Genomic DNA, 14,271 nt, shown 5'->3' on the forward strand with positions numbered 1-14,271 from the left:
TTTTTGTTATGAAGAGCGAACGTAGGTCGGATTAGGCGGGGCCGCCGAGGCCAAAGGCCGTAATCCGACATTCATCCGATTACTTCTTGGTGTAGGTATTGAGCCAGTCCAGCACCGTGTGATGCCACAGCAGCGAGTTCGCCGGTTTCAGCACCCAGTGGTTCTCGTCCGGGAAGACCAGCAGCTTGCTCGGGATGCCCTGGCGCTGCAGTGCCGTGAAGGTGCCCAGGCCTTGCGCCGTGGGGATGCGGAAATCCAGGTCGCCCTGGACCACCAGCATCGGCGTCTTCCAGTTCTTCACGAAGTTGACGGGATTGAACTGCTCGTGCTTGGCTGGCGCATCGTAGTACGGGCCGCCGTTTTCCCATTCCGTGAACCACAGTTCTTCCGTTGCGTAAGCCATGCCGCGGTTGTCGAACACGCCGTCGTGGTTGACCAGGCATTTGAAGCCGTCCGGCCAGTTACCGGCGATCCAGTTCATCATGTAGCCGCCGTACGACGCGCCCAGCGCGCAGCTGCGTTCGCGGTCCAGCCATGGGAATTTCTTGGTGGCCGCTTCCAGGCCCTTCTGCAGGTCGACCAGCGGCTTGCCGCCCCAGTCGCCGCTGATGGAATCCGTGAACTTCTGGCCATAGCCGGTCGAACCGTGGAAGTCGATGAAGACGGTGGCGTAGCCGGCGCCCGCATACACTTGCGGATTCCAGCGGTAGCTCCAGCTGTTGCCAAAGCTGCCTTGCGGGCCGCCGTGGACGAGGAAAGCGACCGGATACTTTTCACCGGCCTTGGCATTCCATGGCTTCATCACGTGGCCGTAGACGGTTTCGCCATTCGCGCCCGCGAACGAGAACTGCTCATATTCGCCGAAGCGCACGTCGGCCAGGGCTGCCGCATTCTGCTTCGTCAGCTGGACCATCGGCGCGTTTTCCGACTTGGCGTCGAGCTTGCGCGTATACAGCTGCGCGCCCGAGGCCAGATTCGCTTGCGCCAGCACGATGGTATTGCCGCGCACGTCGAAGTCGCCCACGGCGCCCTTGCCCGTCAGCGCAGCGACCTTGCCGCTGGCCGCGTCGATGTGGAACAGGCGGTGCTGGCCCACGTCATCGGCGGCGACGAGGAAAGCCTTGCTGTCAGGCGTCCAGCGGAAGTCGGCCACGGAACGGTCCCAGTCGTCGGCCACGGTGCGCTTCTTGCCGGTGGCGACATCCATCAGCACCAGGTGGAAACGGTCCGCTTCGAAGCCAGGCTTGGTCATGGCGACATAGGCCAGGGTGCGGCCATCGGGCGACCAGGTGGCTTTGGCATCCCAGGCCGGGTTGTCGGCGGTGAGATTGCGTGGCGCCTGGCCGCCGGCGGCAGGAATCGTGTAGACGTCGAAGTTGGTCGACCACGATTCCGTGCGGCCGGCCACGCGCACGGAGAAGGCCACCGTCTTGCCGTCCGGGCTGAAATGGTATTCGCCATTGTCGCCGAACGGTTTCGATGGGGCGTCGCCATCGAGGGTGCCGCTCAGGCTCACGGGCGTGGCGCTGACCTTGCCGGTGGCGTCGATCGGCGCCGAGTACAGCACATTGCGGCGGCCATCGGCCCAGGTATCCCAGTGGCGCACGAACATCTGGTCGTAGACCATGCCGGTCGCCTTGTTTTTCGCTTTTTCATCGAGGCGCTTCTTCGTGCAGGCGATGTCCGCGCAATCGAGGAAGACGCCCATGCTGAAGGCCAGGCGGTTGCCCTGCGGCGACAAACGGTAGGTGTCGACATCCAGCGCCAGGTCGGTGACCCTGGCCGCTTCGCCGCCGGTGAGGGGCAGTTGCCACACTTGCGAGGAGCCGGAGCGGCCGGACAGGAAGTAGATGGCGTCGCCGTTCGGCGACCATTGCGGGTCGCTGGCGCTGGCATCGCCACGCGTGAGTTGGCGCGGCGCGGCGTTCGGCGCGCGCAGGTCGATCATCCACAGCTGCGTGTTGCCGCGGTTCTTGTCCAGGTTGGTGGTGCGCACCGTGTAGACGACGCGCGTGGCGTCCGGCGACAGCACGGGGCTGCCCACACGTTCCATGGCCACCATGTCTTCCACGGTGAAACCGCGCGGCGCGGCCAGCGCAGGGATGGCTGCGGTGGTGGCCATGGCGGCACTGAATGCTCCCAAGAGCAGCAGACGTAAACTCATTCAAACTCCCGATTCTTATGACGACGTTATCGATATGGTATTGACGTGGCCGGCTGTACCGCCGGCAGCCCGACATCATAGCAATAAAGACGCGCTTGCTGCGGGAGTTGACCGCCGGTTAGCCGGCCGGCAGTGCCAGTTGGTCGAGCGCCACATGGCCCAGGAAGCCGCCCTGGCTGGCGGCCGGCAAGCCCGCCTCGATGGCGTGGGCAAAGCGGATGCCGGGGTCCTGTTCCAGCGCGGCCAGCAGGCGCGCCACGTGCGGATAATGGGCCAGGCTGGCCAGTTGCAGCGGTTCGGCCCAGCGCGCAGTAGCGGCCAGGTAAGCGTCGGCGATGGTCGGTGCCGTGTCCGAGGCCAGCCAGGCGCGGCCGGCGAGCAGGCGCTCCAGGTGCGCCAGGCTTTTGTTGACCTTGTCGACGGCCATTTCGCGCCACACGGCTGCGCGCGCATCGTCCGGTGCCGCGCGCGATGCCTGGAAGGCCGGCATGAAGGCCGCGTGGAAGGTCGTGTGCAAAAAGGACAGCACGCTGTTCAGGCGGTCGTATTGCGGCGTGCCTTGGGCAAAGCCCAGACCGCTGGCGGGTGCGCGGGCGGCAAGGTGCAGCAGAATCGCCATGCTTTCCAGCAGCGGCGCGCCCGCGTGCGTGAGCAGGGCCGGCGTCTGGCCCAGCGGATTGATGGCGAGAAAGGCCGGATGCTGCTTGCTGGCCGGATCGCGCGCTTCCACGCGGGCCAGGCGATAGGGCAAGCCGCTCCATTCGAGGGCGGTGATGGCGGCAAACGAGCAGCCGAACGGCACGCTGTAGATCAGGGTGGTTTCCATGCTGGAGCTCCGGTGAGAGGAAAGAAGGGGAGTCTAATCGTGATGGTTACTATTTGGAAGAAGGCAGAATAATGTGGTATAGGTACATTTTTTATACCAGGTACGAAGCCAACTATGAAAGACAATGTCTCCGGCTGCGCCGTGGAAGAAGCCATGCGATTGCTGGGCGGGCGCTGGCGAGTGGTGCTGCTCAGCTATCTGATGGCGGGGCCGAAGCGCTTCAGCGAAATTCGCCGCGCCGTGCCGAATATCTCGCAGCGCATGCTGACCCTGGACTTGCGCGCGCTGGAAGAGGCGGGCTTGCTGACGCGCACGATCTACGCGGAAGTACCCGTGAAGGTCGAGTACCAACTGACGGACGAGGGTCTGCGCTTGCGCGAGCTGGTCGAGATGCTGCGAACCATTGGCTTGCGGCTGCGCGGACAGGCGGACGCGGGTGGGGCCTTTCTCGCACCCGATGCCGTGGATAATTCCCTATAGAAACAGCTGATTTGATGCAAAGTGCTAGACTGCCGGCCTTTGATCACTACTCTCGATACCCATGCGCCTGACTTCCCTCGCCCTGACCGCCGCCGCCTTGTTTGCCGCCATGCCGGCCCAGGCGGCCACCATGCCGACGCTCGAACAAATCCACGCCGCCGTGCAGGCGGGCGTGGCCAAGAGCCAAGCCAAAATGCAAACGACTGTGCCGGTACCGATCGCCGTCAAGGTCACCAGCTTGACCGGCTGCCAGGATTCGCAGGAAGTGCCGGGCGAAGTGGTGTGCCTGGTCGCCATGAGCGCCGGCATGCGCGATGCTTTCATGGTGCTGCCGCTGCGTAACGAGAACGGTAGCTGGGTGGGCGTCGAGCGCAAGGACGCCAAGTTCGCGGGACCGTCGCCGGCCGAGGCGCAAGCCATGATCCGAAGCTGGGCCAAGGATGAAGTGGCGCGCAATCCGGAAGCGGCCAAGGATGTGCAGATGCAGGAAGCGCAGACGACCATGCAGGTCAAGGCCGTCAATGAGTGCGACGTCAAGCGCAAGACGGGCTATCTCGTATGCGATACGGAATTGAGCGTGCCGAGCCGTCCGGAAGGCATCAAGACGGAACTGACGTTCATGCTGGAAAACGGCAACTGGCGTTACGTGCCACGCTAAACGCTACGCCGCCGGGACAATCGCCTTGTTCCGGTATCTCTCCCCATTCCCCTGCGGCTACGCCGCCACCTGCAATCTTTACAGATTCGCAAGGCAATTTCGCCAGTAAAAATTGCCCATTTAAATTAATAATTAAATATTAAAATTAATGTATCGGTGCAGACTGCCGCCGGCTTTCTGCCGTCCTGCATTTGCCCTTTCCCCCGTGCCTGCACGGGCTACAGCCAAGGATCCGACCATGCGACTCAATCTTCCCGTCAGTGATACCGAGATCAACCTGAGCGATACCGAGACCATCGTCTCGACTACCGACTTGCAAGGCAATATCACGTATGCGAACCCGTATTTCATCGCCGTCAGCGGCTACAGTGCGGAAGAATTGATCGGCGCGCCGCAAAACATCCTGCGCCATCCGGACATGCCGGTCGAAGCGTTCGCCGATTTCTGGGCCACCATCCGCTCGGGCCGCTCGTGGAGCGGCATGGTGAAAAATCGTTGCAAGAATGGCGATTACTACTGGGTGCTGGCGAACGTGACGCCGGTGGTGGAAGACGGCGTGGCCGTCGGCTACATGTCCGTGCGCACCAAGCCTACGCGCCAGCAGGTGGCGCAGGCATCCGCCCTGTACGCGCGCATCAAGGCGGGGCAGGCCGATGGCATCGTCATCAGCCAGGGCGCTGCAGTGCGGACTGGCTGGCTGGCCAGGCTGGCGAGCCTGCGCGACCTGCCGCTGGGCAAGCGCATCGGCTGGAATTTGGGCTTGCTGAGCCTGGTATTGCTGCTGCAGCTGGCGTGGAATGCGGGGGCGTTGTCGGCCGGCGCGGCCGGCTGGCTGACGGGCCTGTCCGTGGTGGCCCTGTGCGCGACCTTGTATTTCTGGCACAGCTTGCACCGTGCCGTGCTGCAACCCTTGCAGCGGGCGCGCCAGGCCTGCGACGTGATGGCGGGCGGCGATCTGACGGGCGAGCTCGATACCACGCGGCGCGACGAAATGGGGCAGTTGCTGCGCTCGCTGCGCCAGTTGCGCGTGAACCTGCATTCCATCGTTGGCGACGTGCGCGGCAATTTCTTGCGCATCAGTATGGCCAGCCAGGAAATCGCCGCCGGCAATATGGACTTGTCGGGCCGCACGGAAGCGCAGGCGTCGGCCCTGCAGCAGACGGCGTCGAGCATGGAGCAGCTGGCGGCCACGGTGCAGCAAAACAGCGGCAACGCCGTGCAGGCCAGCGACATGGCGGGCAAGGTCCACGGCCTGGCAGGGCGCGGCGGCGAGATCGTCGGCCAGATGGTCAACATGATGGCGGACATCGACGCCTCATCGAAGAAGATCGGCGACATCACGGGCATCATCGAAGGCATCGCCTTCCAGACGAATATCCTGGCTCTGAACGCGGCCGTGGAAGCGGCGCGCGCGGGCGACCAGGGGCGCGGCTTTGCCGTGGTGGCGGGCGAAGTGCGCAGCCTGGCGCACCGCAGCGCGGCGGCGGCGACGGAAATCAAGCAATTGATCACGGCGTCGCTGGCGCAGGTGCAGGCGGGCGCTAAGCTGGCGCAGCAGGCGGGCGCCAGCAGCGCCGAAATGCTGGGCGCCGTGCAGGGCGTGCATGGCATCATGGAAGAGATCGCCTCGGCTTCGCGCGAGCAAAGCCACGGCATCGGCCAGGTCAACATGGCCGTCACGCAGATGGATGAAGTGACGCAGCAGAACGCGGCGCTGGTCGAGGAATCGGCGGCCGCCTCGGCCTCGCTGCAAGACCAGACCTTGCAGCTGGAGCAGGCGATGGCCCTGTTCAAGCTGGAACGGCGGCGCGGCGGCCCGGCTACGCCCGTGCGGGCGCCGGAGCGCCGCGCCGCCACCGCGCTACAGCAGCCGCTCTGACAGCGCCTTGAAGGGAACCTTGGGGACGAGAAAGGCGAACGGCTTCGAGACGGGTGGCAACTGCCCCAGCAAGCCGCAGTCGGCGCGCAAGGCCGTCAGCGCTTGCACTTGATCCACATCAACGGGCAAGTCGATTTCGCCGAAGACCAGCTTGCCGTTGCGCGGCACGTGCGCAATGGCCGCATCCTGGCAAGCGAGGAAGGCGACGGCGTCGCGCCAGTTGCCGAACAGCGCCTGCCAGTCGGCATCGAGGGTATGGTCGGTCACGATGTCCGCCTGCACGTCCAGCGATGGCGCGCTGCCGGCGCCGCCTGCAATGCTGCAGCGGGCTTGCGTGGGCGTGACTTCCAGCGTCATGCCGTCGGCCAGGTGGGTCGGCAGGATGTCGCTGAACAGCCGCGTGCCCAGCGCATGCGGCAAGCTGTCCATGATGTTTTTCAAAAAGTACACGCAGGGCACGGCCGGCGCGCCTGGCGGCGTGTGGTCCAGGTACAGGCGCCAGTTGCTTTGCAGGGGCGATGGCAGCAGCTTGCGCAGCGGACCCGGCAGGGCTGGACCGAAATGCCCGTGACGGTAGGTCAGCACGGTAAATGGCGTCTTGCCGTCGCGCTGCCACAAGGTCGCGCCGGCGGGCAGCAGTTGCTGCGCGGCAGCGGCGTTGACCAGCCAGCTCACGTAGACGACGTCGCGCACGTCGCTGTGCAGGGTCAGGAAGGGCAGGCGCGACATGACGGCCTGGCGCAGGTTGGCGAAACGAGTGGAATTGGCGAGCGCGGCAAACAGGCGCCCCGGCCAGCCCGCGCGCGGGTGGCGGTAAGTGTTGTCTTGCAATTGGGAACTTTCAGATGCGGTGATGCAGGCGGACGGCGCCGCCTGCCGGATACATTACCTGTTTATTGCATATGCCAGCCGTGACTCACTACTATTGACTGGCCGCTCAAAGCGTTCGACGGGAACGCTGCCAGGAACACGGCCGTTTGCGCCACGTCCTGCGTCGTGGTGAATTCGCCGTCGATGGTGTCTTTCAGCATCACTTTCTTGATCACGTCTTCTTCGCTGATGTTGAGCTGGGCCGCCTGTTCGGGTATTTGCTTGTCGACCAGCGGCGTGCGCACGAAGCCGGGGCAGATGACGTTGGCGCGGATGCCGTCTTTCGCACCTTCCTTGGCCACCACCTTGGCCAGGCCCAGCAAGCCGTGCTTGGCGGCCACGTAGGCGCTCTTGAATGGCGAGCCTTCGTGCGAGTGCACGGAACCCATGTAGATGATGGCGCCGCCGCGGCCGGCCTTGATCATTTCGCGCATGCAGGCGCGCGTGGTGAGGAAGGCGCCGTCCATGTGAATGGCCAGCATCTTTTTCCATTGATCGAACGGGTAGTCGACGACGGGGCTGATGATCTGGATGCCCGCATTGCTGATCAGGATATCGATGCCGCCGAAGTGGGCCGCCGCATCCGCCACGCCCTTGTCGACTTGTTCTTCGCTGGAGACATCCATGGCGACGGCAAACGCCTGGCCGCCCGACTGCTTGATTTCCTCGGCCGTCTTGCTGGCCGCTTCCAGGGCCAGGTCGGCGATGACGACCTTGGCGCCTTGTTTCGCGTATTCGATGGCCATTTCCTTGCCGATACCACTGGCGGCGCCGGTAATCAGTGCGACTTTGTCTTTGAGTTGCATATTAATCCTTTGCATTGCGGGTTGGAGTGATCGTGGAAAACCTGACTGCGCCAGTATAGCGAGAAAATGGGCCGCGCATGCTCCGCGCACGCCTAAGGGACTTGCTGCTTGTCAAGCCGCTTGTCAAGCATTTCCTGTAGCCGCCAGGCGCCGGGATTGGTGCCCGCCCAGGTGCGAAACGCGTGATTGAACGCGCTTTGTTCCTGGTAGCCGAGCAGGAAGGCGATGTCGACCAGCGACAAATCCGGCTCGCGCAGGTAGTCGCGCGCCAGGCCGTACCTGGCCTGGTCCAGCAGGGCCTGGAAGCTGGTGCCCGCGTCGGCCAGCTTGCGCTGCAAGGTGCGCGGCGTGACAGCCAGGGCGGCGGCAACGGCGGCCAGCCGCGCCGAACCCTGGCGCAAACCCGCCACGATGGCCGCGTGCACTTGCGCGTCGATGGCGCCGCCAGTGTCTGTTTCAGCTTCGCGCTGCGCCAGCAATTGTTCCGCATGCTGACACAGCACGGGGTACAGGCTGACGTCGGCGTTCGGCACGGGCCAGTCCAGCAATTGCGCATCGAAGGTGGCCGTGTTGGCGGGGGCGTTGAAGGCGGGCAGGCTGCCCAGCACGCGTAGGTATTCGTCGCGGTGCGCCGCGTGGCGCAGCAGGTCGCCGCCGCCATCGTGGCTGAACGCCAGTTGGGCCGGCGGCAGCGGCATGCCCGCCAGCCAGTCGCCGCAGACGCGGATGCCGGCAAAGACGCTGTCGACCAGGTGCCGGCTGGCGCCCGGATAGTTGCTGGTCCAGCGGTAATGGGCGACGGCGCCATCGCGCTGCAGTGTCGAGCGGCCCAGGTCGTGCGCCAGCCGTTCATAGCGGGCCGTCTGTTCCAGCGCCTGGCCCACGTTGCTGCAACTGAGCAAAATCAAGCCATACGCGCTGTAGGTGCCCATGCGTACGCGCTGTCCCACGTGCAGGCCGAAATGCGCATCGCCCGCCAGCTGCGCGCCCGCGTCGAGCAGGCGCACGTAGTCGCGCGCGGCGAGGCTGGGCGCGGACGCTTCCAGGCTGTGCGGCGCCACGCCGGCCGCCTGCGCCAGGCTGGCAGGCGCGATGCCGTGCGCGCCGGCCGCTTCGAGCAGCGGCTGCAGATAGGCGCCGGCGACCCGGCCGTCAGTACTTGTCATGATGGAACAATGCGATTGTCATGAAAAACCAATACCCTTCGTCTGTGGCGGCATATGCTATTGATCTAGCAAGAAAATCAGGCAAGAACAGTATAGCAAGCCGCCGTGGCGCGCAACTGACCGAACACAGGGGATGTCGATGCAACGCTGGAATGGCTGGGGAGACGAGAGCATCACGTATGCGCTGAGCGAGGATGCGCTGGCTTTCTTGCGCGCGCGCCTGGGGCCGGGCAGTGCCGTTGTCGACGCCACCTTCGACGATGCCTGTGCGCAAGTGCCCGCTTCGCGCCTGGCGCCGCATCCGCTGATCGACACCCAGCCTGCCACGCGCGTGCGCCATGCGCTCGGTCAAAGCCTGCCCGACTGGTTTAAATTACGCCATGGCCGCATCGGCGCCGTGCCCGATGGCGTGGCCTTTCCCGACAGCGCGCTGCAGGTGCGCCAGCTGCTCGCGTATGCGCGCCAGGCGTGCGTGGCCGTGATTCCCCACGGCGGCGGCACCAGCGTGGCCGGGCATTTGACGGTGGCGGCGGGGCCGCGCCCCGTGCTGGCGCTCAGCCTCGCGCGCCTGTGCGCGCTGGGCCACCTGGACCGCGAGGCGCAGCTGGCCACGTTCGGCGCGGGCGTGTACGGCCCCGACCTGGAAGCGCAGCTGCGCGCGCACGGCTACACCCTGGGGCACTATCCGCAGTCGTTCGAATATTCGACCCTGGGCGGCTGGATCGCCACGCGCTCGTCGGGCCAGCAATCCTTGCGCTATGGCCGCATCGAGCAGCTGTTCGCGGGCGGCGAAGTGGAAACGCCGGCAGGTACCCTGAGCATCCCCACGTTTCCCGCTTCGGCGGCCGGCATCGACCTGCGCGAAATGGTGCTCGGCTCCGAGGGCCGGCTGGGCATCGTGACGCAGGCGACGGTGCGCGTCTCGCCGCTGCCCCCTTATGAAGCATTCCACGCCGTGTTTTTCACCGACTGGGGCCAGGCGCAGGAGGCCGTGCGGGCGCTGGCCCAGTCGCGCCTTCCGCTGTGCATGCTGCGCCTGTCGAATGCGCTGGAAACGCAAACCATGCTGACCCTGGCCGGGCACAAGAAACTGGTGGGACTATTGGAGCGCTATTTGTCCCTGCGCGGCTGCGACGAGGGAAAATGCATGCTGATGGTGGGCGTCAGCGGAGAAGAAAAACCGGCGCGCGCGGCCCTGCGCGGCGCCCTGGCGCTGGCGCGGCGGCACAAGGGCGTGCACGTGGGACGCCACATGGGCGACAAATGGAAGCAGGGGCGCTTTCGCAACGTCTACCTGCGCAACGGCGCCTGGGAACACGGCTATGTCATCGATACGGTGGAAACGGCCGTCGACTGGCCGCGCGTCACGGCTATGATGGCGGCGCTGGAGCAGGCGGGCGCCAATGCGCTGGCGCAGCATGGCGAGCAGGTGCACGCCTACACGCATTTGTCGCACGTGTATGCGCAGGGGGCCAGCGTCTACACCACGTATGTGTACCGGCTGGCGCCGACCTTTGAAGACAACATGGCGCGCTGGCGTACCTTGAAAGACGCGGCCAGCGCGGCCATCGTCGCCAACGGCGGCACCATCAGCCACCAGCATGGCGTGGGCACGGACCACGCGCCCTGGCTGGCGGCGGAAAAGGGGGAACTGGGCATCGCCGCCATGCGCGCGCTGCTGCGCCAGTTCGACCCGCAGGGCATGATGAACCCCGGCAAACTGCTGCCTGACGCCGGAGGCCCATCGTGAACAGGGGGTATTTGCCTGGGATCCTGGCGCGCGAGTGGGATATCTTGATCGTCGGCGGCGGCATCACGGGCGCCGGCATCTTGCTGGAAGCGGCGCGGCGCGGCTTGACGGCGTTGCTGGTGGAACAGCGCGATTTCGCCTGGGGCACGTCGAGCCGCTCGTCGAAGCTGGTGCACGGCGGCTTGCGCTACCTGAAGCAGGGCCAGTTCGCGATGACGCGCGAGTCGGTGCATGAGCGGCAAGCCTTGCTGACGGATGCGGCGGGGCTGGTCGAACCGCAGGGTTTTGCCTTTGGCGACTACACTGGCAGGAAGCCGGGGCGGCGCCAGTTCATGCTGGGCCTGGCCATCTATGACGTGATGGCGGGGCGGCGCGCGCGCCGCTATGTCGATGCGTCCGACTTTGCCATGCTGGCGCCGCACATCCGGCGCGACGGCCTGCAGGGCGGCATGCTGTACCAGGACGCCAAGACGGACGATGCGCGCCTGGTGCTGCGCGTGCTGCAGGAAGCGCGCCGCCATGGCGGCGTGGCCGTCAATTACCTGGGCGTGGCATCGCTGTTGCGCGAAGCGGAGCGCGTGGTGGGCGCCACGTTGAACGATGCGCTCGATGGCACGGTATCCACCGTGCGCGCGCGCCTGGTGATCAGCGCCACGGGCGCCTGGGCCGACGCCTTGCGCGGCCAGGTGGGAGAAAAGCCGAAACTGCGGCCCCTGCGCGGCAGCCATCTGCTGCTGCCCGCGTGGCGTTTGCCGCTGGCGCAAGCCGTCAGCCTGATGCATCCGCACGATGGCCGCCCTGTCTTTGCATATCCATGGGAGGGTGTGACCCTGGTGGGCACCACCGATGTCGACCATGGCGCCGGCCTGGACCTGGAGCCGGCCATCACGCGCGGCGAACTCGCATATCTGCTGGCCGCATTGCAGTGGCAGTTCCCGCAGCTGGCGCTGGGCGAAGGCGACGTGCTGGCCACGTTTGCCGGCGTGCGCCCCGTGATCGGCAGCGGCCAGCTTGACCCGTCGAAGGAAGCGCGCGAACATGCGCTATGGCTGGAAAACGGCTTGCTGACGGTAGCGGGCGGCAAGCTGACGACGTTCCGCGTGATTGCCCTCGACGCATTGCGCCGCGCGGCCCCGCTGCTGCCGGGCTGGCAGGCGGATTTGCGCCCCTTGCCGATTTTTGACGCCACGCCGCCCTTGTCGGGCAAGGCCCTGGCGCTCGATGGCGAGCAGCGCGAGCGCCTGCTGGGCCGCCATGGCGCGGCCGCGCAGGCGCTGTGCGATGCGGCGCAGGACGGCGAACTGGCGCCGATTCCCGGCACGCAGACCCTGTGGGCGCAGCTGCGCTGGGGCGCGCGCATGGAAGACGTGCAGCACCTGGACGACCTGCTGCTGCGGCGCACGCGCCTCGGTTTGCAGCTGGCAGGCGGCGCGCTTGCTATCATGCCGCGCCTGCGTGCCATCTGCCAGCATGAACTGGGCTGGGATGACGCGCGCTGGGAGGAAGAGCGGCAGCGTTACCTTGCCCTGTGGCGCCGCCATTACAGCGTGCCGCAAGGCGCATGAAGCAACGATAAAAACTATAAAAGAGGAGAACATCATCGAGACCACCCTGTTTGGCCAGCCCCTGGCGCTGGGCGACGCCCGCATCACCTACGACAGCCTGTCGCCGCTGGACTTGCGCCAGCCCGTGGACGTCCTGCTCGACGACCTGGGCGAAGACCTGCTGCAAATCACGTGCGCGAATGGCGACATCGTCGACGTGGGCTGGTATCCGGCATGGAGCGAGCAGGGACGCTTGCGCGTGGTGGCCGTGCGGGGACAGGACTGGGAAGCGCCCGTGTTCAGCGCGCAGCCTGACAAGGATCCGCAGGCGCTGCTGCAAGCGTTGCGCGCCGCGCTGGCCAGCGTGGCATAAGCCATGGCTTCCCTGACGGACGATGGTCCGTATATCCTCTCCATCGACAATGGCACGCAAAGCGTGCGCGCGCTGCTGTTCGACCGGGACGGCAAGCTGGCGGCCAAGGCGCAAGTGTTCCTGGAAGCGTACTATTCCGACCACCCGGGCTGGGCCGAGCATGACGCCGACGGCTACTGGCAAGCCGTGTGCGAAGCATGCCAGCAGTTGTGGAGCGGCACGGACATCAATCGATCCTCGGTGGCCGGCGTGGCCGTGACCACGCAGCGCGGCACGGTCGTCAATGTGGATGAGGAGGGGCAGCCTTTGCGGCCTGCCATCACCTGGCTGGACCAGCGCAGCACGCGCGACATCCCGCAACTGGCGCCATGGTGGCGCGCCGCCTTCCGCGCCACGCGCCTCGATGGCACGATCGCGTACTTCCGCCGCGAGGCCGAGATCAACTGGATCAGCGCGCACCAGCCCGACATCTGGCGCCGCACGCACAAATTCCTGCTGTTGTCGGGCTTCTTGAACCATCGCCTCTGCGGGCGCTACATCGATTCGACCGGCTCGCAAGTGGCGTACATCCCGTTCGACTACAAGCGCCATGCGTGGGCCGGGCGCTTCGACTGGAAGTGGCAGGCGCTGGCGATCAAGCGCTCCATGCTGCCCGAGCTGGTGACGCCGGGCACGCGCATGGGCGCCATCACGGCATCCGCCGCCGCGGCGACGGGCATCCCGGAAGGCACGCCCCTGCTGGCGGCGGCCGCCGACAAGGCGTGCGAAGTGCTGGGCGCCGGCTGCGTCGAACCCCACGTGGCGTGCCTGAGCTACGGCACCACGGCCACGATCAACACCACCAACCGCAAGTACGTGGAAGTGACGCGCTTCATTCCGCCGTATCCGGCCGCCATGCCGGGCGCCTACAGCACGGAAGTGCAGATCTTCCGCGGCTACTGGATGGTCAACTGGTTCAAGGAGCAGTTCGGCGACCGCGAGCGGGCGGCCGCCGCCGAAGACGGCACGGGCCTGTCCGCCGAGGCGCTGTTCGACCGCCTGGTTGACGCCGTGCCGCCCGGATCGATGGGCCTGATGCTGCAGCCGTACTGGAGTCCCGGCATCAAGGTGCCTGGGCCGGAAGCGAAGGGCGCCATGATCGGTTTTGGCGACGTGCACACGCGCGCGCACATCTACCGCGCCATCCTCGAAGGCCTCGCGTATGCGCTGCGCGAAGGCAAGGAGCGCATAGAGCAGCGCAGCGGCATCGCCATCACGGAGCTGCGCATCGCGGGCGGCGGTTCGCAAAGCGACTCTGCCATGCAGCTGACGGCCGACATCTTCGGCTTGCCGGCCGCGCGCGCCCACGTGTATGAAAGTTCGGGCCTGGGCGCGGCCATCGCCGCCGCCGTGGGCCTGGGCTGGCATGGGGACTTTCCTGCCGCCGTGCAGGCGATGACGCGCAAGGGCAAGGTATTCCAGCCGCATCCCGAGCACCGCAAGATCTACGAACAGCTGTACCGGCGCGTGTACCGCAAGATGTATGCGCGGCTGCAGCCCCTGTACCGCGAGATCGCCGACATCACAGGCTATCCGGAATAACTACGCATTAAATCGTATTGCGAATCATTCGCATTTAATATATGATGTGTTCCGCATTTCACTAAGGCAACTTATCCCGGTGACTGCAGTGCGCCGCCGGCCATGCGCCGGCCGCGTGTCCGCGCGGGCAGAGTTTCGCCGCAACGCTTCCTTCAACGCCGCCGCTTGATCGTG

General features: G+C 65.9%; 12 protein-coding genes. 7 read left to right on the plus strand and 5 right to left on the minus strand.

The window, feature by feature from the left end:
* Positions 1-79: 79 nt before the first annotated feature.
* Both BLT98_RS17800 and BLT98_RS17805 read right to left on the minus strand, forming a co-directional pair.
* Positions 80-2,122 carry a S9 family peptidase gene (locus BLT98_RS17800; RefSeq protein WP_170846449.1) on the minus strand — a complete coding sequence of 681 codons (2,043 nt, stop codon included), beginning with the start codon at positions 2,120-2,122 and terminating at the stop codon, positions 80-82.
* Between the two features lie 160 nt (positions 2,123-2,282).
* Positions 2,283-2,990 carry a glutathione S-transferase family protein gene (locus tag BLT98_RS17805; RefSeq protein ID WP_092610059.1) on the minus strand — a complete coding sequence of 236 codons (708 nt, stop codon included), beginning with the start codon at positions 2,988-2,990 and terminating at the stop codon, positions 2,283-2,285.
* 114 nt (positions 2,991-3,104) lie between these two features.
* Between BLT98_RS17805 and BLT98_RS17810 the strand changes: the two genes are divergently transcribed.
* From BLT98_RS17810 to BLT98_RS17820, 3 genes are all read left to right on the plus strand, one after another.
* Complete coding sequence (locus BLT98_RS17810) at positions 3,105-3,470, plus strand: winged helix-turn-helix transcriptional regulator (RefSeq protein ID WP_034777962.1); 366 nt, start codon at positions 3,105-3,107, stop codon at positions 3,468-3,470.
* 61 nt (positions 3,471-3,531) lie between these two features.
* Positions 3,532-4,128, plus strand: coding sequence for a hypothetical protein (locus tag BLT98_RS17815; protein WP_092610062.1), 597 nt, complete (start codon positions 3,532-3,534; stop codon positions 4,126-4,128).
* A gap of 238 nt (positions 4,129-4,366) precedes the next feature.
* Complete coding sequence (locus BLT98_RS17820; RefSeq protein ID WP_092610065.1) at positions 4,367-6,007, plus strand: methyl-accepting chemotaxis protein; 1,641 nt, start codon at positions 4,367-4,369, stop codon at positions 6,005-6,007.
* On the opposite strand, the gene BLT98_RS17825 is transcribed toward BLT98_RS17820, so the two are convergent.
* The 3 genes from BLT98_RS17825 to BLT98_RS17835 all read right to left on the minus strand — a co-directional run bounded on the left by BLT98_RS17825 (position 5,990) and on the right by BLT98_RS17835 (position 8,849).
* The gene (locus BLT98_RS17825) at positions 5,990-6,838 is read right to left on the minus strand and encodes a DUF2071 domain-containing protein (RefSeq protein WP_092610068.1); all 849 of its coding nucleotides are present in this window, start codon (positions 6,836-6,838) and stop codon (positions 5,990-5,992) included. The genes BLT98_RS17820 and BLT98_RS17825 overlap by 18 nt on opposite strands.
* Positions 6,839-6,900: 62 nt before the next feature.
* Positions 6,901-7,683, minus strand: coding sequence for a 3-hydroxybutyrate dehydrogenase (locus tag BLT98_RS17830; protein ID WP_034777971.1), 783 nt, complete (start codon positions 7,681-7,683; stop codon positions 6,901-6,903).
* A gap of 92 nt (positions 7,684-7,775) precedes the next feature.
* The gene (locus BLT98_RS17835) at positions 7,776-8,849 is read right to left on the minus strand and encodes an AraC family transcriptional regulator (protein ID WP_092610072.1); all 1,074 of its coding nucleotides are present in this window, start codon (positions 8,847-8,849) and stop codon (positions 7,776-7,778) included.
* A gap of 139 nt (positions 8,850-8,988) precedes the next feature.
* Here BLT98_RS17835 and BLT98_RS17840 point away from each other — a divergent pair, with 139 nt between their 5' ends.
* From BLT98_RS17840 to BLT98_RS17855, 4 genes are read left to right on the plus strand one after another with little or no spacing between them, the layout of a single operon-like run.
* The gene (locus BLT98_RS17840) at positions 8,989-10,599 is read left to right on the plus strand and encodes an FAD-binding oxidoreductase (protein ID WP_092611052.1); all 1,611 of its coding nucleotides are present in this window, start codon (positions 8,989-8,991) and stop codon (positions 10,597-10,599) included.
* On the plus strand, positions 10,596-12,164 hold the full coding sequence (locus BLT98_RS17845) for a glycerol-3-phosphate dehydrogenase/oxidase (RefSeq protein WP_092610075.1): 1,569 nt from the start codon (positions 10,596-10,598) through the stop codon (positions 12,162-12,164). The genes BLT98_RS17840 and BLT98_RS17845 overlap by 4 nt, the downstream gene beginning before the upstream one ends.
* Positions 12,121-12,516 (plus strand): hypothetical protein, encoded by a 396-nt coding sequence (locus tag BLT98_RS17850; RefSeq protein ID WP_092610078.1) that lies wholly within the window; start codon positions 12,121-12,123, stop codon positions 12,514-12,516. The genes BLT98_RS17845 and BLT98_RS17850 overlap by 44 nt, the downstream gene beginning before the upstream one ends.
* A gap of 3 nt (positions 12,517-12,519) precedes the next feature.
* A complete protein-coding gene (locus BLT98_RS17855) occupies positions 12,520-14,097 on the plus strand; it encodes an FGGY-family carbohydrate kinase (protein WP_092610080.1) in 1,578 nt (525 codons plus the stop codon).
* Positions 14,098-14,271: the final 174 nt, after the last annotated feature.

Source organism: Janthinobacterium sp. YR213, assembly GCF_900099875.1.
In the GTDB taxonomy this organism is placed as follows: Bacteria; Pseudomonadota; Gammaproteobacteria; order Burkholderiales; family Burkholderiaceae_D; genus Janthinobacterium; species Janthinobacterium lividum.